Below are 16,506 nucleotides of genomic sequence, written 5' to 3'. Positions count from 1 at the left end.
ATGCTTGGAATCGATAGGAACACCGGGGCGGCCGTCGACGACTGGCTGCAATTTGTGCAGCGCGCCACCCGAGCGCTGACCACCCCTGTGGGCACTCGGCAAAAACGCCCGTTGTACGGCTCGCTGATCCCACAGTTGCTCGGCCAGAACCTCGGCGACGACCTGTTGATCCTCGCCCAGAGCCACGCCGCGCAGGCCTTCTACAACACCCACAACGGCATCGGCGACTTCGACCCTCAGGTCATTGTCGCCACTCGCCAAGGCGCCGGCCTGCTGTTGCGGTTTGCCGGCACCTGGAAAAACCGCCAACAATCCTTCGAGGTCGTGACATGAGCATGCTGATCCCCGGCCAGAACCAACTGGCGGAACCGGCCATCATTAAGGTCGATGAGTTCGAACCGTTGCTGGCCGAATTCAAAGCGTTTGTCATCGACTATGTCGCCACCCGCGCGCCGCAAAGCGCAGCCAAACTCCAGGTCAGCCTCGACAACGAGAGCGAACTGCTGACCCTGGCCCTGGAGGCTTTTTGCGTGCGTCTGCAAACCCACGAACGCAAATACAATGCCCGCATCAAGCAGATGCTGGCGTGGTGGGCAACCGGCAGTAACCTGGATGCACGCCTGGCCGATATGGGCCTTGAACGCCAAATGCTCGACCCTGGCGACCCGGCGGCGTTCCCGCCGGTGCCGCCAACCCTGGAAAGCGACGACGACGCTCGCCTGCGTTACTACTTGGCCCCCCACGCGCCGGCAGCGGGATCACGCATGCAGTATCGCCGCGAAGTGTTCACCCTCGGCGAGCGCCCGGCGGTGAAAGTACAGAGCGCGACGCCGGGTGTGGTGACGGTCACCTACACCTTCGACCCTGACGGCTATGCGGCGCAGATCAAGGACGGCAACGCCCGACGCACCGCACCGGGGGAAGTCATGGTCACCGTGCTTTCCAGGGAGGGTGACGGCACGCCATCTGCCGACTTGCTTGACGGTGTACGTCGACATTTCGCACGGCCGGATGTACGGCCCGAAACCGACCTGGTCAGCGTCCAAGGCGCGCAGATTCAACCCTACAAAATTCGCGTGGTGGCCAAGATCAACGCCGGCCCGGACTCGGGCCTGACCCAAGTGGCGGCGCAGAAACTGCTGCAAGATTACGCAGAGTCCTGCCACCGCCTGGAAGGGCGGGTGGACCCCAGCTGGATCGACTACGCCATCCACAGTGCCGGCGCTGCGCAGCTGCAAATCCTCGAACCGCTGGCGCCGATTGTCAGCACCGCGTTCCAGGCCCCGCATTGCACGGGCGTCGAGGTGGAGGTGCGCACGCTATGAGTGAACCCAAAGCGAGTTTGCTGCCCGCCAACAGCTCACCGCTGGAAAAGGCGTTGGACCTGGGCTTCGGCACATTGCTTGAGCGCGTCACCCCGCCGTTTCCGGCACTGATGAACCCGCTGCACACCCCCAGCGAATTCCTGCCTTACCTGGCCGCAGACCGTGGCGTCAGCGAGTGGGATGCCGAGGCCAGCGAGGCGGAGAAACGCCTGACCGTGGCCTTGTCCTGGCAGATCCAGCGCCAGGCCGGCACACCCAAGGCGCTGAGTCATGCGGTGGAGTCATTGGGCTTCACGCCCAATATCAGCGCCTGGTACCAGCAACGTCCGCTGGGCGTGCCTTACACCTTCGACGTGCAGGCGATCATCGGGCGCAGTTGGTCCAGCGGCGACCACAACCGGCTGATCCGGCGTATCAACGCAGCGAAAAGTGAACGCGACCAGGCGACGATTACCATCGTGCATGAAACCGAAGGCCGGCTCGCGCTCACGCAAGTGCTCGACGCGCCTTTAAGCGACGGCGAGTTCTACCTGAACGGCGCGTTGCCGGACTTGGCGCTGGTTGCCCGGCTAAACAGTGCCGGGGTTGCCCAGCACTACACCATTAACGATTACGACCTCAGGGCGCAGCCATGACAGATGAAATCACGCGCTTGGTGCGCTTCACCTCCAAAGGTTTGGATGAAGTGCTGCAGGCAAAGAACCAGGGCCTCAAAGGCGAAATCACCCACATCGGCGCCGGCACCGGCCGCTACAACCCCGACGGCACGGAAGTGGCCTTGCGTGACGAGCGCCAACGGGTGGCCATCGTCGATTACGAAGACCTGGGCGAGCGCCAACTCAGGATGGCCGCGCTGTTCGATGGCGACGGTGAGTATGAGATTGGCGAGTTCGGGTTTTACCTCGCCAGCGGCACCTTGCTGGCGGTGTATTCCGTGGCGGGGACGTTGCTGACGTATAAAGCGGCGGCGGCGCGGGTGCTGCAGAAGTTTACGCTGGATGTTTCGCCGTTGCCGGCGGATAGCGTGACGATTGTGGTGGGGAGTGACAACTTGAATCTGTTGTTGGCGGAGGAGATCGCGATTATGGCGGCGGCTTCGGTTGGCAATATGTCCCGCCACGTTGATTTGATGTTTCGGGTTATGCATCTCGAGGCGAAGTAGTAGCACTGACAAAAGTGCTGGAAAGATTAACTGACAGGGAGTTGATGATGGGACTTGAAACGACTATCACAAAAGTTGTGGATGCATGTAACAAGCTTACGGAGACGGTTACTAACCAAATTGGGAAGATTGATGCGCGGGTAGAGGCGGCTTCAAATCAGTTTGCTGCTTGGCGTAATAGTGTGCAGGCGAAGGATATTAATGGTCGTGCGCTTTATAAACAGGATATAGACCTCACTGGGTTGTCTACCGACGTGTTTTATCCTGTTTGGTGGACTATGCCCGGTAACGAGGCGGGTGAAACAGAAATTACCGTTTCGCGGGTATATTATCGAGACAGTGACAAAGCACCCTTCGGTGAGGGGGTTTATCACATCGCTGGCTTGAACTTGCAACTCGAGGGTGTCGGGTATATATGGAACGGTGACGCTAACTTCCTGGCTATCAAGCGCATTTCTCAGACTTACCGTGAAACGGTGAGAGGTGTTTCGTTTGGCATGGTTTGTACAGCACGTGCCGTTACTGGGCTCAAACCCATGTACTTGGGTTTGGTCGCTGGACAACTAACGAATGCTCCACAGTTTTCTGGGATGTACCTGAGGGGCGGGCTGAGCTATACCATCACCAAAACATTTGATTATCCTGTTAATTACAGTAAGTTAGACACTGAAGTGATTATGAAAGATGACGTTAACGCCGATTGGGAAGTTCGTTGGGCGGTGAAACCTTATTCCTTGGCTCAGGCAGAGGTTGCGCTCGGTAAAACCCTCGAAGAGAAGCGCTTGGCTTATTCCCACGATAACGACATTCGCTATACCGCCAAGGTTTAAGGACTGATCAAATGACTTTGTTTATCGAAAAGTTGGTAACCCCTGCGGGTGACTCGTTGATCAACGTACCCGCCAGCGTGCAGACACTTAAAGGTCTAGGCTTTAGTGATCAGGCAGCTCAAGCGCTGATCGAGAACGCCACGTCCGCAGCCGCGCTCGCTAGCACTATTGCTGCCCGCCGCTCTGCCTACGTCAGCGAAGCTGACCCGATGTACCTCGAATGGCAATTCGACGGTACGGCTGAAAAGGAAAAAGAATGGCGAGCCAAAGTAGCCGAAATCAAGGCGCGCTTCCCCTTGCCAGAAGATAAGTAAACCCACCGCGAAAGCGGTTTTTTTTCGCCTCCCCAAAGCCCCCCCTCGCAGGGGCTTTTGCATTTCCCACCCGGAGATTTCCACCCATGCCCACCCGCCAAACCTACACCGTCCTCATCCCATTCCCCATCGGCAACGGCCATTGGTCTACCGCCGGTGAGGAGCTGGAACTGCTCGACGTCGAAGCATCCGCCCTGCGCACCGCTGGCCGCCTGGAACTGACCAGCGTCCTCAACTCCACCCCGAAGAAGGCTGAATAACCATGGCAGAAGTCCTGAACTTCGAGCACAACGGCATCACTGTGAATGCCACTGAATCCCCCGAGGCCATGGGTGGCCTTGGCGATAACGTCATTGGCCTGGTCGGCACTGCGCCGAATGCCCATGCCTCGATCCCGAAAAACGCGCCGTTTCGTATCAACAGCTTCACCACCCAGGCGCTGCTGGACCCTACCGGCACCGAGTCGGGCACCCTGTTCCAGGCGGTATACCAGATCCTCAAAGTGGTCAAGGTGCCGGTCTATGTGGTCATCGTCGAGGAAGGCGCCACCCCGGCCGATACGATCAATAATGTGATCGGCGGCAACGACCCGGTCACCGGTCGCAAACTGGGCCTGGCGGCCCTGAGCAGCGTGCCTGAAGACCTGACCATCATCGGCGCTCCAGGCTTTACCGGCACCAAGGCTGTGGCTGGTGAGTTCGCCTCCTTCGGCAAGCGCATCAAGGCCCGTGTGGTACTGGATGGCAAGGACGCGTCCGTTGCCGACCAAGTGACCTACAGCGGCGAACTGGGCGGGGCCGACCTCGGCTTCGACCGTTGCCTGCTGGTGCACAACATGCCGTCGGTGTACTCCAAGGCCGCGAAGAAAAACGTGTTCCTGTCGCCATCCTCGCTGGCCATTGCCGCATTGGCCAAGGTCAAGCAGTGGGAAAGTCCAGGTAACCAGGTGACGTTCGCCGAGGACGTTTCCCGCGTGGTCGAGTACAACATCCTCGACACCTCCACCGAAGGCGACTTGCTCAACCGCTACGGCGTGAGCTACTACGCCCGCACCATCCTCGGCGGCTTCTCGCTGTTGGGCAACCGCTCCATCACCGGCAAGTTCATCAGCTACGTCGGCCTGGAAGATGCCATCAGCCGCAAGCTGGTCAAGGCCGGCCAGAAAGCCATGGCCAAGAACCTCACCAAGTCCTTCATGGATCAGGAGGTCAAGCGCATCAACGACTGGCTGCAAACCCTGGTGGCCGACGAAACCATTCCCGGCGGCAGCGTGTACCTGCACCCGGAGCTGAACAGCGTCGAGAAGTACAAAAACGGCACCTGGTTCATCGTCATCGACTACGGCCGCTACGCACCGAACGAACACATGGTTTATCAACTCAACGCCCGCGATGAAATCATCGAGCAGTTCCTGGAGGACGTTCTCTAATGTTTACCAACCGAGTCAGACAGGCCATTGCGGCCACCCTTCAAGGCCTGCCGTTGTCCGCAACCGTGGAAGAGTTCACCCCGCCGAAGATCGAGTTCGACATGGAGCTTATGTCCGGCGGGCGCTTTATTGCCGAGGAAATGGCCAAGAGCGGCAAGGTGCTCAATGCCAAGCTGGTGCTGCAAGGTGCGGGCCCGGAAATCATGCTGGCCCTGGGCGTGCGCATGGGCGACGACATTTTGCTGAACGTGCGTGAAGCCGGCCAGGATCAGGATGGCAAAACCTACTTCACCTACCACACCGTCGGCGGCAAGCTCAAATCCCTGGAGGAGGCGAAGCTGAAGATGGGAGACAAGGCCACCACCACACTGGAACTGTCCTGCCGTACCTACAACCGTCTGGAAAATGGCGTTTCGGTGATCGACATCGACGTGCGCACCCAGAAGTTCGTACTGAACGGTGTCGACATTCTTGGCGATGCGCGCCGCGCCGTACTGATGCCTTAAAGGCCAGCGCAATCTGAAGCGAGCACGGTCAAGGTGGGAGCTGGCTTGCCTGCGATGTAGGCGACTCGGTATCCCTGGTGTATCGAGTGGATGCCATCGCAGGCAAGCCAGCTCCCACAGGGCCCATGCTCAGGTTTAGATTTTTCGCACTTTTCAACACCGCTCAACAAGGAATTCCCCATGGCCTGGATGCCACCGTTGCACATCCTGCTGTCCCCGATCACCGCCGACACCGGTGCAATGATCGAGCAGGTTCAACTCAAGCCGTTGTTCTACGCCGCGCAGAAAGACGCGCTGGCCCGGGCCGGTGATGACGAGGACGACCAGTTCTTCGAACTGGCGAAACTCGCCACCGGCCTGTCGGAAAAAGAGCTCGACCAACTCAAGCGCCCGGACTACGTGAGCATTGCGCAGTACGTACACGAAATGTCGACACGGCCGGCCTCGTTCTTCCTGAAAGAACAGGACGTGACGACCCACGACCAGCCTGTCCACCTGCTATTACCCCTGGAAGCCGCCGGCCGAAACCTGTCGGAACTGCCCCTGGAAATGCCCGCCCTGCGCGCTACCAAGGTGATGAAAAAGCTAGCCACTAACAAAGAGCGTGCCGAGTTCATCACCGCCCATTGTACCGGCCTGATGATTCCCGATCTTGCCGGCCTGACCGTGCCCGACTGGACCGAGCTGCAGGAGCGCATCGACGATTTTTTAAACAAACCGGCGGACTTCTTTCGGAGCGCGACATCGAAGTGATTCTCGATGTAGTGCCGCTGGTTTACTCGGTGAACGAAGCGGAAATCCTCGATTGGGAAGCCGGCAAAGCATTGCGCCGCTACGACATCGCAATCAGTCGTCTTGGCGTCAAACAGGAGTAGAGCGCAATGGCAGATAGTAATCATGGAGCAGGGTCAGCCATTGCCAAGGACGGCGTGATGACTCAGGGCGCACTTCAGATGACAGGAATGCAGGCCAGTCTCAAACCTATCACCCAAGCGCTGCCGAGCCCGCTTGAGGTGGCACCGGGGAGTGCGGCGAGTTTGGCCCTGGCATTGGCCGATGCCAGCTTGCAGATCAAGCATCTGGCGGACGGGCAGGTACGGTTGGTCGATACGCTGGAGCTTTTCAACGTCTCATTGCTCAAAGTGATGGACGCCCGGCAAGCTCAAACTGCCGGGAGCGCAGAGGGTACGAAGACCGTCGCGGCTACAGACAAGCGCACACCCTCGCAGGCGCTGGACGCCGCGATGACCGATATTGATCAACTGTTGATGTTTGCCCGGCATGAGCGCAAGGCATTGCGTGAAGCCAACCTTGCCATGGCGTCCGAGCCGGTGGTGGCTGCCAGTGGTGCCAGTGCCGTCGACCTCGCGAAGGTCGAGTATGCCGCCGCCCGTTCCGGTATCGGCAGTGATCGCAAGGACGCATCGGGCAATATCGACCCCGTTGGGCGCCGGGCAGACCTGCAGCAGTTCGCTCGCGACGCTGCGATCCTGGCGACGGCGTTCAAGATCGACGTCAAAAATGCCGGCGAAATCATGGGCGGCTGGCGCGAGTCAATGCACCTTGATCGCGCACAAGCCTTGGACCTTGCCGACGCAACAAACGTGCTGGGCACCCAGGTATCGCTCAAGGCCGAATCGGCGGATATCGGCGCTGTTGTGCAACTCCAGGGCGCTGCCGCGAAGGCTGCGGGCATGAGTCCCGAACAGGCTGCAGCGCTTTCGGCGGCGTTGTTGAGCGCAGGTAACAACAAGGTTGTTGCTGGTGCCGGGCTGGAAAAAATCAGCGCCGTCCTGGCTAAAGGCGACAACGCCTCTGCAGGGCAACGCAGTGCCTGGGCAGAGCTCAAGCTTGATCCAAAAGTACTCGCGGCGGGCATGAAACAGGACGCCCCACAGGCCGTGCTTACGGTGCTGGAGGCGCTCAAGTCGCAACCTGCCGAAAGGCAGGCGGTGCTGGCGACGCAGTTGTTCGACGGCAACCAGACGATTCTGAGCCTGGTACCGGTGATCGACAGCGTGAAACAGGCCTTTTCGCTGGTCGCAGAAAAATCCACCTACGCCACTTCGACGCTGGGCGACCAAGGTTCGGTGCTGCGTTCGGCCGCGGTTCGTGCGGACTCTACTTACGCACGTCGGCAAGCCTACGAGGCCAGTACCACACGCTTGAGCACCGCCTCTGATACAGCGCTGGCCCCCGTTGTGGATGCCTCGCTGACCGCAATGAACGGCCTGGTCAGTGCCGTGGCTTGGCTCGCGGAAGGCCTGCCCAAGGCTGCCGCTGCCGTCACTCTGGCGGGGGCGGTGCTGATCCCGGTGGTTTCCGGTGTTTTCGGTGCCGTGAAGGACAAGATTTTCGAAAAGGTCGCAGGGAAAGTGCTCGGAGAGGGGCCGGCAGCAGGGAATAAAACCACACCGCCGGACAGCCAGCGCAAAGCCCCGAGTAATGACGGGCACAACGGTAATCGCCCGTCTGCTTCCGGCCCTGGCATCTCTGGCAAGGCGGCGAAGGTGAGCAAGCTGGCCAAAGGGGTCCCCCTGGGTTTGGTGGTGGCCCAGGCCGGTGTCGAGATGACGCAAGGCGCGATGACCGGAAACCTGGGTCAAACGGTCGGCACTAGCGTGGGCTCCATCGGCGGCGGTGTTGCCGGCGGTGTCGTCGGTGATGTGGCCGGGATGGCGATAGGCCGAGCGGTCGGCACGCTGGCGGGAGCTGTTATCGGTTCGGTTGTTCCGGGTGCCGGCACAGTGTTGGGCGGTGTGATGGGCGGCGTCGCCGGGGGCGCAATCGGTAAGGTAGTCGGTGGCGCCGTGGGCACTTTCGTGGGCAGTGACGTCGGTGCGTGGCTGGCTGAAAAAGTGATGGGGACGGGCGATCGCCTGCCATCCCCCACGGAGGTCAGCAAAAACCTCAACGCCCCTCAGGCCGACAACCGCCAAATCAACTTCGCCCCGCAAATCACCATCACCGCGCCTGAGCAAGCCAGCCATCACCAGCTGGCGGCGCTCGTGGTGCAACAGATCGAAGCGCAATTTACCCCGCTGTCGATGGACAACCTGCTGGCGACCCGACGCGGCGCAGCACTCACCGATGGAGCTGTGTGATGCGACAACAGATGGTCTTGGGTACTTTTATTTTCGGGCTGTCCCGTGGGTTCGCCTACGACACGCTTGATCGTGGTAGCAGCGGGGGCTGGGTCAGTCTCGACATCATTGCCGGCAAACCTAAATCCAGCCAGGTCGGCCAGGGGCTCGAAACGCTGGCATTGGGCGGCAAGGCTGCGCGCGCCGATGGCATGGCGCGCCTGGATGAGTTGCGCACCCTGCAGGCCCTGCGGGCGCCGTTGCCTTTGGTGGACGGGTTGGGGCGTAACTGGGGGCTATGGACCATCCAGTCGATCAGTGAAAAACAAGCCAGCGTGATCGACGACGGGACGGCCATGGTGATCAATTGGACATTGTTACTGGAGGAGTTCGTCAATGCGTAGGGTTCGAAGTATTGCCGGCGACTCGGTGAACCTGTTGCTCTACCGTGAACTGGGACGCAGTGATGATGCCGCAGAAGAAGCGTTGTGGCGCTTGAACCCGGAGTTGGCTGAACAGGGCGCGGTACTGCCAGCGGGCGTCAGCGTGCTGGTGCCCGAATTGGACGCGCAACCGGTTGCGAGCCGGCCGGTTTCCGCCTGGGATTAAGGAGCCATCATGGCACTCGGATTTACACCTGTAGTGGAGCTATACGGAGCCAATGCCGCGTTATTCAACGAGAGGCTCTTGGAGTGGGAGCATACCGACGCAGCGGGGTTTGTATCTGATCAACTGAAGTTGACCCTCGATATCGAGGGGCTTGAAGGGCTGCCCGATCTGGGCGGCAAAATTGGCCTGCGTATTGGCTATCTGGAATCGGGCCTGGTGGATAAGGGTGTGTTCAAGATTACCCAGCGCACGCCGTCGATGTTCCCATTGAGACTGGTGCTGGTGGCCACGGCGGCACCGTTCGACGAGCACGAATTCAAACAGCGCCGCACCGCCAGCCATGGGCCGATAACCCTGGGTGCGCTGTTTCGCCAACTGACCACCCGATACGGTTTTTCACCGCGTGTGGCGCCTGAACTCGACGGTGAGCCGATCGCGCACATCGATCAGACCAATGAAAGCGACATGGCTTTTCTGACGCGCCTGGCCAAGCGCTTCGATGCGGTGGCCAAGCCTGTCGATGAGCTGTATGTACTGGGGCGCAAAGGCCAGATCAAGACGCTGTCGGGCAAGGCATTGCCGGATGTACGGTTGTCGATTACCCATGACAATCGTCCAGGTGACCGCGCGTTCATCAGCGCCAGTTTCACCGAAACCAGCCGTGCCAAATACAACGGCGCGCAAACGTCATGGTGGGACGCGGCAGCCGGAAAACAGCGTGTCGTCAAGGTGGGCATCGCACCCTTCAAAGTGGTGACACAGCGATACCAGAGCGAGGACGAAGCACGCTCGGCGGCGCAGGGAGAGATGCGGCGGGTGGGGCGCGAAGGGTTGCAGATCGATGTGGCCTGCCCGGGTAATCCTTCGCTGGCTGCTGAAGGCCTGTTGCTGCTGGATGAGTCGTGGCCGAGGTTCATGCAAGGGCGCTGGTCGATTAAAACGGTGAAATCCAGGGGCGAGCGAAAAGGTGGCTATCGGAGTACGGTCCAGGCCAGCGGTTTGTCGGTGTAGATCCTTCCTTAGAGTAAAACCCATGGTAATCACACATGCTCAGCTTCTGGGTGTAATGCCTGGAGCCCGCCTTCGCGCGGGCATTTTTTTAACCTTTCTAAATGCGGCCTTTGCGGGGCATCAGATCAATACGGCCCGTCGCGTCGCCGCCTTCCTCGCCCAAATCGGTCACGAGTCTGCCCAGTTACAGTACGTGCGCGAATTGGGTAGCGATCAATACCTGAGCAAGTACGACACCGGCAGCTTGGCCGCGCGGCTGGGCAACACCCCTGAGGCGGACGGTGATGGGCAAATGTATCGGGGCAGGGGGTTGATCCAGATCACCGGGCGCCGTAATTACATGGCGTGTAGCCAAGCTCTGTTTGGTGACGATCGTCTGCTGCGGCAACCAAAATTGCTGGAGCAGCCACAGTGGGCCTGCGAATCTGCCGCCTGGTTCTGGCAAAGCAACGGCCTCAATGAGCTCGCCGACAAAGACCAGTTCACCACCATCACTCGCCGTATCAATGGTGGGCTCAACGGTCTGGACGATCGTTTGCGGTTGTGGGTGCGAGCGAAGGCGGTGCTATGCGTTTCCTAGGTGCGTTTCGCTTGGTCGGTGTGTGCCTGCTCATGGCGCTTGTTTGGCAGGTGCAGGCGTGGCGATACGGGGCGCAGTTGGAGCTGCAATCGGTCCGACATACACAGGCGCTCAGCCAACAAAGCCAGGCAATTCTTCAGCAACAACAGGCTGAACAGGCCAAACGCCTGGCCCTTGAACAGCAAATCTCTACCAGCGATCACCAACACATTCAGGAATTGAACGATGCCCTGCGTAATCAAGCGGCTCTGCGCGATCGTCTGGCCACTGCTGATGTGCGGCTGTCAGTCCTTCTCGCCACCGTCACCACTGGCTGCACAGTGCCTGCCGCCCCCAGCCCCGGCGGCGTGGTTCATGCAACCTCGCGAGCCCGACTTGACCCGGCGCATGCTCAGCGAATTATCCGCATCACCGACGACGGCGATAACGCCCTGATCGCCTTGCGTGCTTGCCAGGCCTACGTGCAGGCCGTCGCGCATTAGCGTCTTGATGCACTCTGTACCTTGCATGGTCGATGGGCTCCTGTAGGGTAGGCAAACCCCCGCCCATTCCTGGAGACGATCGTGAAGGAAATCACTCAACTGGCTGCCGAACTGGGGCGCCGTTTGCAGGTGCTCAGTGCCCACGTCACCACTGCCGAGTCCTGTACCGGCGGCGGCATCGCCGAAGCCATCACGCGGATCCCGGGCAGTTCGGCCTGGTTCGAGGCGGGCTATGTCACTTATTCCAACCGACAGAAGACCCGGCAGTTGAATGTACCGGAAAAACTGTTCGCCAAAGTCGGGGCTGTCAGCCAGGAAGTGGTGGAGGCGATGGCCCGCGGCGCGCAGGAAAAAAGCCTGGCGCGGTTCGCCGTGGCGGTCAGCGGTGTGGCCGGCCCCGATGGCGGTTCGCCGGACAAGCCGGTGGGCACCGTTTGGCTGGCTTTTGCCGTGGGTGAAGAGGTGACGGCTGAGCTTGCACACTTCCCCGGCAACCGCGACGAGGTCCGCCGACAAACGGTAAAAGCCGCGCTGGAGGGCTTGTTGCGACGAGCTGCAGCAGAAATAGACAATCAGGGGTAGGCGATCTCGGATCTTTGTGGAACAATACTGTCTACTTATACAGGTGTTGGCCGTCAGGCCTTATTGATTACGTGAGGACTTTAATGGACGACAACAAGAAGAAAGCCTTGGCTGCGGCCCTGGGTCAGATCGAACGTCAATTCGGCAAGGGTGCCGTAATGCGTATGGGCGATCACGACCGTCAGGCGATCCCGGCTATTTCCACTGGCTCTCTGGGTCTGGACATCGCGCTCGGCATTGGCGGCCTGCCAAAAGGCCGTATCGTTGAAATCTACGGTCCTGAATCTTCCGGTAAAACCACCCTGACCCTGTCGGTGATTGCCCAGGCGCAGAAAATGGGCGCCACCTGTGCGTTCGTCGACGCCGAGCACGCCCTGGATCCTGAATACGCCGGCAAGCTGGGCGTCAACGTTGATGACCTGCTGGTTTCCCAGCCGGACACCGGCGAGCAAGCCCTGGAAATCACCGACATGCTGGTGCGCTCCAACGCCATCGACGTGATCGTGGTCGACTCCGTGGCTGCCCTGGTACCCAAGGCTGAAATCGAAGGCGAAATGGGCGACATGCACGTGGGCCTGCAAGCCCGCCTGATGTCCCAGGCGCTGCGTAAAATCACCGGTAACATCAAGAACGCCAACTGCCTGGTGATCTTCATCAACCAGATCCGTATGAAGATCGGCGTGATGTTCGGCAGCCCGGAAACCACCACCGGTGGTAACGCGCTGAAGTTCTACGCTTCGGTCCGTCTGGATATCCGCCGTACTGGCGCGGTGAAGGAAGGTGACGAGGTTGTTGGTAGCGAAACCCGCGTCAAGGTCGTGAAGAACAAAGTGGCCCCGCCATTCCGTCAGGCTGAGTTCCAGATTCTCTACGGTAAGGGTATCTACCTGAACGGCGAGATGATCGACCTGGGCGTACTGCACGGTTTCGTCGAGAAGTCCGGTGCCTGGTATGCCTACAACGGCAGCAAGATCGGTCAGGGCAAGGCCAACTCGGCCAAGTTCCTGGCGGATAACCCGGATATCGCTGCCACGCTTGAGAAGCAGATCCGCGACAAGCTGTTGACCGCAGCGCCGGACGTGAAGGCGGCTGCCAACCGCGAGCCGGTAGATGAAATGGAAGAAGCCGATACTGACGTCTGAAGCAAGCGATGACTGTTGTACTGGATACACTCGTCGCCGTTCGGCGCACTGCGATGGACCTGCTCGCTCGCCGCGAGCATGGTCGAGTCGAACTGACACGTAAGTTGCGTCAGCGCGGCGCAGAGCCTGAGATGATCGAAACAGCCCTCGACCGGTTGACGGAAGAAGGGCTGTTGTCGGAAGCCCGTTACCTCGAAAGCTTTGTGTCTTACCGCGCACGCTCCGGTTATGGACCTGCGCGGATTCGCGAAGAGTTGAGCCAGCGTGGACTGCAACGTGCCGATATTGACCTTGCGCTACGTGAGTGCGGTATCAGTTGGCAGTCGCAGTTGGAGGAAACCTGGCGTCGCAAGTTTGCTGGGCATCTTCCTATTGATGCCAAGGAGCGTGCGAAGCAAGGTCGCTTCTTGAGTTATCGCGGGTTTTCGATGGACATGATCAGCCGCTTATTGAGCGGTCGGGATATGGACGACTGAGCAAAAAACAAAAGGCCCACTATGAAAATAGTGGGCCTTTTTTTTTGCCTGCAAAAAATCACGCTGTTTCTGGTGTCATCCGTTGCTGTGCCTTGCCCTGGGCCTGTGCCCAGTTCTCCGGCAGGTTGATGTAATCCACCAACTCCCGCAATCGCCCCTGATCGCGACCGTTGAAATTGAACACCAAACGCGTCAAATGGCTGAACCTCGGTTCGTCATGGTCTTCGCCCGTATAGGCGAGTTGCTGGAACTCGCCACTGAGCCGCAGGCTGGCAAACGCTTGCTGCATATGGGCCAGGGCGCGGTCACTCAGTGGATGATTCATGCGCACCACAAACTCACGCTTAAGCCAACGGGTGGAGTGGAAGTTGGCGTAGAACTGGTTGATTTCGTCCACCGCCTCTTCGGCGCTGTAGACCAGGCGGACCAGTTTGAGGTCGGTGGGCAGGATGTAGCGATTGGCTTCCAGCTGGCTGCGGATGAAATCCAGGGCGCCTTGCCAGAATCCACCGCCCGGCGCATCCAGTAGCACTACCGGCACCAGCGGGCTCTTGCCGGTCTGGATCAGGGTCAGCACTTCCAATGCCTCGTCGAGGGTGCCGAAGCCGCCAGGGCACAACACCAGCGCGTCGGCTTCTTTGACGAAGAACAGCTTACGGGTAAAGAAGAAGTGGAATGACAGCAGGTTGTCGGTGCCATCAATGGTTGGGTTGGCATGCTGTTCAAAGGGCAGGGTGATATTGAACCCCAGGCTGTGCTCCAGGCCCGCGCCTTCGTGGGCTGCGGCCATGATCCCGCCACCGCCACCGGTGATGACCATCAGGTCGGAACGTGCCAACGCCGCACCCACCTCTCGGGCCAGCGCATACAGCGGGCTTTCCACTGGCGTACGCGCCGAGCCAAATACCGTGACTTTGCGCCGGCCCTTGAATTGTTCGAGCACCCGAAAAGCATGGTCCAGTTCACGGATGGCACGCAGGGTGATCTTGGCGTTCCAGCGATCACGGTCGTCCTGGGCCATGCGCAGGACGGTGAGGATCATGTCTCGATAAAGAGGGATATTCGGGCTGTTGGGGGCGATCAACTGAATTTGTGCGTCGACCTGCTGAGTGAGGTCGGTCCCGTTTTCTTCAAAATGACGAAGCAGCAAATCATTCGATTCATAAGGCATTCAATTTCTCCTTCTTTACAGGGCCTGGGTAGTCGACGAGAACGTCGCCTGGGCCACGACACTGCTTGTGTCGCGGCATGCCGCAGGAGGGCAGGCCTTTTTTGCCCTGAAATATGACAGAACAGCATTAAAAACTGTGGTGGGCGGGCATCTGGGATGAACTGATCATGGGCCGAAAAACCCTTGGCTGGCAACCGCTTATTGGGAGTTCATTACGCAGTTTAGTCGTTGGTGGCAAACGCAGAGGAAGCGTGCGCGCCGCTGGGAAGCAGCGCGGGAGGGTCAAGCAGAGGTTACTTTTTCTTTTTCGCCGGAGCCGGGCAATCGGCCTCTGCGAACTTGACGGAAGCCACCGGGCGATTGGTCTTGTTCTCGGTAATTTCGTAGCGCATCACTGCGCCCTTGGCCATCAGCTCGCGGTAGCCCGGGTTGGTGCACACACTGCGGCCCAGCTGGAAATACACAGCCTTGGGGTTGGCGCGCATCTGTTCGGCACGGTCAGGCAGCACGCTGAGGTGATCGATCAGTTGCATCCCTTCAACGGTGTAGGCGACTTCCAGGGTTTTTTCATCGATTTCCCGGGGCAGGTCCTTGTTGCTTTCGGCCGCGACGCTTTGCAGCTTCTTGTTCATTTGAGCCTCCAGCAGCGAGGCCGCGTGGGCGCCCATAGGCAAGACCAGCGCAAGGGCGACGGATGGGGCAACAAGGCGCAGCATGGAACGCAGCATGAAACTCTCCTGATTCGGTTACTGGTGCATAGACCAGCCACTGGGCTGTGCGTTCAGTGGCGCGCAATTATAGGTGAGCCCTTGCCACTACAGCCAGGCGTATCGCTGGTAAACTGCTGGACTTCTGTTTTTCACGAGTTTGTTCCGTGTCGATTTCCTTTTCTTCGCCGCGTGCCCGATGAGTCACGCCGTCTCCCGTTTGCGTACCCAGCGTCTGGCGCGTGCCGTCAGGCCGTTTCTCAATCGGGGTTCCCGTGCTGAGCGCTGTCCCGGCTGTCGGGTCATTCCTGAGTACTGCCTGTGTGCCTGGCGGCCTCAGGTAGAAGCCAAGTCCGCCATGTGCCTGTTGATGCATGACGTAGAACCGATGAAGCCCAGTAACACGGGCTGGCTGATCGCCGATGTCATACACGACACCACCGCATTCGCCTGGTCGCGTACCGAAGTCGACCCCGAGTTGCTCAGGCTGCTGGCCGACCCGCAGTGGCAACCCTACATCGTATTTCCCGGTGAATTCGTGGCGCCGCAACGGGTGGTCAGTGAAGTGCGCGTGGAGGAGGGCAAGCGCCCACTGTTCATCCTGCTGGACGGCACCTGGAGCGAAGCGCGCAAGATGTTTCGCAAAAGTCCCTATCTGGAACATTTACCGGTGCTGAGCCTGGCACCCGAGCAACTGTCGCGTTACAAGCTACGGCGCTCCAAGCGTGATGACCACTTCTGCACCGCCGAGGTGGCGGCGCTGTGCCTGGAGCTGGCCGAGGACCTGGCCGCCAGCGAAGTGCTGGATGCCTATCTCGATGTGTTCAGCACCCATTACCTGGCTGCCAAGTTCCAACTGCCACTGGATGCGGCAGACACCGTGCATACGCGCCTTGCACTCTACATCCCGGCGGGATAACCAGACGACGTTTGCATGATGGCACTGTAAGCCCGCAACCCGCTAAAATCCCCACGGGCGTAGTGCTTGACCCTCCAGGCTACGCTGGGCATGCTGTGCGCCGATTGGGCGCAACCCTGAATTATCGACGTCGTTTCATGTGTTTTTGACGTTGAGCGGGCCCTGTGGCGATCGCTGC

At 59.7% G+C, this 16,506-nt stretch carries 23 protein-coding genes; 21 read left to right on the top strand and 2 right to left on the bottom strand.

Annotated elements, in window-relative coordinates:
* From HBO10_RS03625 to recX, 20 genes are all read left to right on the top strand, one after another.
* Complete coding sequence (locus tag HBO10_RS03625) at positions 1-333, top strand: phage baseplate protein (RefSeq protein ID WP_032893295.1); 333 nt, start codon at positions 1-3, stop codon at positions 331-333.
* Positions 330-1,325 (top strand): baseplate J/gp47 family protein, encoded by a 996-nt coding sequence (locus HBO10_RS03620; RefSeq protein ID WP_034126478.1) that lies wholly within the window; start codon positions 330-332, stop codon positions 1,323-1,325. Before HBO10_RS03625 ends, HBO10_RS03620 begins: the two co-directional genes overlap by 4 nt.
* On the top strand, positions 1,322-1,960 hold the full coding sequence (locus HBO10_RS03615; RefSeq protein ID WP_034126479.1) for a phage tail protein I: 639 nt from the start codon (positions 1,322-1,324) through the stop codon (positions 1,958-1,960). Before HBO10_RS03620 ends, HBO10_RS03615 begins: the two co-directional genes overlap by 4 nt.
* A complete protein-coding gene (locus HBO10_RS03610) occupies positions 1,957-2,487 on the top strand; it encodes a tail fiber protein (protein ID WP_034126480.1) in 531 nt (176 codons plus the stop codon). The genes HBO10_RS03615 and HBO10_RS03610 overlap by 4 nt, the downstream gene beginning before the upstream one ends.
* A gap of 47 nt (positions 2,488-2,534) precedes the next feature.
* On the top strand, positions 2,535-3,317 hold the full coding sequence (locus HBO10_RS03605; protein ID WP_034126481.1) for a hypothetical protein: 783 nt from the start codon (positions 2,535-2,537) through the stop codon (positions 3,315-3,317).
* Positions 3,318-3,328: 11 nt separating this feature from the next.
* Positions 3,329-3,631 (top strand): hypothetical protein, encoded by a 303-nt coding sequence (locus HBO10_RS03600; protein WP_052199947.1) that lies wholly within the window; start codon positions 3,329-3,331, stop codon positions 3,629-3,631.
* Positions 3,632-3,717: 86 nt separating this feature from the next.
* Positions 3,718-3,891 carry a hypothetical protein gene (locus HBO10_RS03595; RefSeq protein WP_003189022.1) on the top strand — a complete coding sequence of 58 codons (174 nt, stop codon included), beginning with the start codon at positions 3,718-3,720 and terminating at the stop codon, positions 3,889-3,891.
* Positions 3,892-3,893: 2 nt separating this feature from the next.
* Entirely contained in the window at positions 3,894-5,060 is a 1,167-nt protein-coding gene (locus tag HBO10_RS03590; protein ID WP_032877508.1) for a tail protein, read from the top strand.
* The gene (locus HBO10_RS03585; RefSeq protein WP_034126482.1) at positions 5,060-5,566 is read left to right on the top strand and encodes a phage major tail tube protein; all 507 of its coding nucleotides are present in this window, start codon (positions 5,060-5,062) and stop codon (positions 5,564-5,566) included. The genes HBO10_RS03590 and HBO10_RS03585 overlap by 1 nt, the downstream gene beginning before the upstream one ends.
* A 180-nt stretch (positions 5,567-5,746) precedes the next feature.
* Positions 5,747-6,319, top strand: a complete 573-nt coding sequence (locus HBO10_RS03580; RefSeq protein WP_014717168.1) for a phage tail assembly protein — start codon at positions 5,747-5,749, stop codon at positions 6,317-6,319.
* A complete protein-coding gene (locus HBO10_RS31205; protein ID WP_014717169.1) occupies positions 6,316-6,441 on the top strand; it encodes a hypothetical protein in 126 nt (41 codons plus the stop codon). The genes HBO10_RS03580 and HBO10_RS31205 overlap by 4 nt, the downstream gene beginning before the upstream one ends.
* Positions 6,442-6,447: 6 nt before the next feature.
* On the top strand, positions 6,448-8,670 hold the full coding sequence (locus tag HBO10_RS03575) for a phage tail tape measure protein (protein WP_034126483.1): 2,223 nt from the start codon (positions 6,448-6,450) through the stop codon (positions 8,668-8,670).
* Entirely contained in the window at positions 8,670-9,053 is a 384-nt protein-coding gene (locus tag HBO10_RS03570; RefSeq protein WP_034126484.1) for a phage tail protein, read from the top strand. Before HBO10_RS03575 ends, HBO10_RS03570 begins: the two co-directional genes overlap by 1 nt.
* The gene (locus HBO10_RS03565; RefSeq protein WP_014717172.1) at positions 9,046-9,258 is read left to right on the top strand and encodes a tail protein X; all 213 of its coding nucleotides are present in this window, start codon (positions 9,046-9,048) and stop codon (positions 9,256-9,258) included. The genes HBO10_RS03570 and HBO10_RS03565 overlap by 8 nt, the downstream gene beginning before the upstream one ends.
* 9 nt (positions 9,259-9,267) lie before the next feature.
* A complete protein-coding gene (locus tag HBO10_RS03560) occupies positions 9,268-10,269 on the top strand; it encodes a contractile injection system protein, VgrG/Pvc8 family (RefSeq protein WP_034126485.1) in 1,002 nt (333 codons plus the stop codon).
* A gap of 22 nt (positions 10,270-10,291) precedes the next feature.
* Positions 10,292-10,849, top strand: coding sequence for a glycoside hydrolase family 19 protein (locus tag HBO10_RS03555; RefSeq protein WP_034126486.1), 558 nt, complete (start codon positions 10,292-10,294; stop codon positions 10,847-10,849).
* Positions 10,837-11,331 (top strand): lysis system i-spanin subunit Rz, encoded by a 495-nt coding sequence (locus tag HBO10_RS03550; protein ID WP_034126487.1) that lies wholly within the window; start codon positions 10,837-10,839, stop codon positions 11,329-11,331. Before HBO10_RS03555 ends, HBO10_RS03550 begins: the two co-directional genes overlap by 13 nt.
* Positions 11,332-11,412: 81 nt before the next feature.
* Positions 11,413-11,913, top strand: coding sequence for a CinA family protein (locus HBO10_RS03545; protein ID WP_034126488.1), 501 nt, complete (start codon positions 11,413-11,415; stop codon positions 11,911-11,913).
* 83 nt (positions 11,914-11,996) lie between these two features.
* Positions 11,997-13,055: a recombinase RecA gene (recA, locus tag HBO10_RS03540; RefSeq protein ID WP_014717176.1), complete on the top strand. Its 1,059-nt coding sequence runs from the start codon at positions 11,997-11,999 to the stop codon at positions 13,053-13,055.
* An 8-nt stretch (positions 13,056-13,063) separates the two neighbouring features.
* Positions 13,064-13,531, top strand: a complete 468-nt coding sequence (gene recX, locus HBO10_RS03535) for a recombination regulator RecX (RefSeq protein WP_034126489.1) — start codon at positions 13,064-13,066, stop codon at positions 13,529-13,531.
* Positions 13,532-13,589: 58 nt separating this feature from the next.
* On the opposite strand, the gene HBO10_RS03530 is transcribed toward recX, so the two are convergent.
* Positions 13,590-14,702, bottom strand: coding sequence for a TIGR00730 family Rossman fold protein (locus HBO10_RS03530; protein WP_034126490.1), 1,113 nt, complete (start codon positions 14,700-14,702; stop codon positions 13,590-13,592).
* 293 nt (positions 14,703-14,995) lie between these two features.
* Positions 14,996-15,430 carry a PA3611 family quorum-sensing-regulated virulence factor gene (locus HBO10_RS03525; protein WP_034126491.1) on the bottom strand — a complete coding sequence of 145 codons (435 nt, stop codon included), beginning with the start codon at positions 15,428-15,430 and terminating at the stop codon, positions 14,996-14,998.
* 178 nt (positions 15,431-15,608) lie between these two features.
* Between HBO10_RS03525 and HBO10_RS03520 the strand changes: the two genes are divergently transcribed.
* Complete coding sequence (locus tag HBO10_RS03520; protein WP_034126492.1) at positions 15,609-16,328, top strand: tRNA-uridine aminocarboxypropyltransferase; 720 nt, start codon at positions 15,609-15,611, stop codon at positions 16,326-16,328.
* Positions 16,329-16,506 lie beyond the last annotated feature (178 nt).

The sequence above is a fragment of the Pseudomonas sp. WS 5503 genome (genome assembly GCF_012985385.1).
Taxonomy (GTDB): Bacteria; Pseudomonadota; Gammaproteobacteria; order Pseudomonadales; family Pseudomonadaceae; genus Aquipseudomonas; species Aquipseudomonas paracarnis.
This window is presented reverse-complemented; position numbering and strand designations above follow the sequence as displayed.

Bases quoted from the DNA above. Each gene is read 5' to 3' on its own strand.
- recX (WP_034126489.1), top strand. From the start codon at position 13,064: ATGACTGTTGTACTGGATACACTCGTCGCCGTTCGGCGCACTGCGATG.
- HBO10_RS03570 (WP_034126484.1), top strand. From the start codon at position 8,670: ATGCGACAACAGATGGTCTTGGGTACTTTTATTTTCGGGCTGTCCCGT.
- HBO10_RS03525 (WP_034126491.1), bottom strand. From the start codon at position 15,430: ATGCTGCGTTCCATGCTGCGCCTTGTTGCCCCATCCGTCGCCCTTGCG.
- HBO10_RS03560 (WP_034126485.1), top strand. From the start codon at position 9,268: ATGGCACTCGGATTTACACCTGTAGTGGAGCTATACGGAGCCAATGCC.
- HBO10_RS03585 (WP_034126482.1), top strand. From the start codon at position 5,060: ATGTTTACCAACCGAGTCAGACAGGCCATTGCGGCCACCCTTCAAGGC.
- HBO10_RS03610 (WP_034126480.1), top strand. From the start codon at position 1,957: ATGACAGATGAAATCACGCGCTTGGTGCGCTTCACCTCCAAAGGTTTG.
- HBO10_RS03550 (WP_034126487.1), top strand. From the start codon at position 10,837: ATGCGTTTCCTAGGTGCGTTTCGCTTGGTCGGTGTGTGCCTGCTCATG.
- recA (WP_014717176.1), top strand. From the start codon at position 11,997: ATGGACGACAACAAGAAGAAAGCCTTGGCTGCGGCCCTGGGTCAGATC.
- HBO10_RS03555 (WP_034126486.1), top strand. From the start codon at position 10,292: ATGGTAATCACACATGCTCAGCTTCTGGGTGTAATGCCTGGAGCCCGC.
- HBO10_RS03580 (WP_014717168.1), top strand. From the start codon at position 5,747: ATGGCCTGGATGCCACCGTTGCACATCCTGCTGTCCCCGATCACCGCC.
- HBO10_RS03595 (WP_003189022.1), top strand. From the start codon at position 3,718: ATGCCCACCCGCCAAACCTACACCGTCCTCATCCCATTCCCCATCGGC.
- HBO10_RS03620 (WP_034126478.1), top strand. From the start codon at position 330: ATGAGCATGCTGATCCCCGGCCAGAACCAACTGGCGGAACCGGCCATC.
- HBO10_RS03590 (WP_032877508.1), top strand. From the start codon at position 3,894: ATGGCAGAAGTCCTGAACTTCGAGCACAACGGCATCACTGTGAATGCC.
- HBO10_RS03615 (WP_034126479.1), top strand. From the start codon at position 1,322: ATGAGTGAACCCAAAGCGAGTTTGCTGCCCGCCAACAGCTCACCGCTG.
- HBO10_RS03600 (WP_052199947.1), top strand. From the start codon at position 3,329: ATGACTTTGTTTATCGAAAAGTTGGTAACCCCTGCGGGTGACTCGTTG.
- HBO10_RS03625 (WP_032893295.1), top strand. From the start codon at position 1: ATGCTTGGAATCGATAGGAACACCGGGGCGGCCGTCGACGACTGGCTG.
- HBO10_RS03530 (WP_034126490.1), bottom strand. From the start codon at position 14,702: ATGCCTTATGAATCGAATGATTTGCTGCTTCGTCATTTTGAAGAAAAC.
- HBO10_RS03520 (WP_034126492.1), top strand. From the start codon at position 15,609: ATGAGTCACGCCGTCTCCCGTTTGCGTACCCAGCGTCTGGCGCGTGCC.
- HBO10_RS03605 (WP_034126481.1), top strand. From the start codon at position 2,535: ATGGGACTTGAAACGACTATCACAAAAGTTGTGGATGCATGTAACAAG.
- HBO10_RS03565 (WP_014717172.1), top strand. From the start codon at position 9,046: ATGCGTAGGGTTCGAAGTATTGCCGGCGACTCGGTGAACCTGTTGCTC.
- HBO10_RS03575 (WP_034126483.1), top strand. From the start codon at position 6,448: ATGGCAGATAGTAATCATGGAGCAGGGTCAGCCATTGCCAAGGACGGC.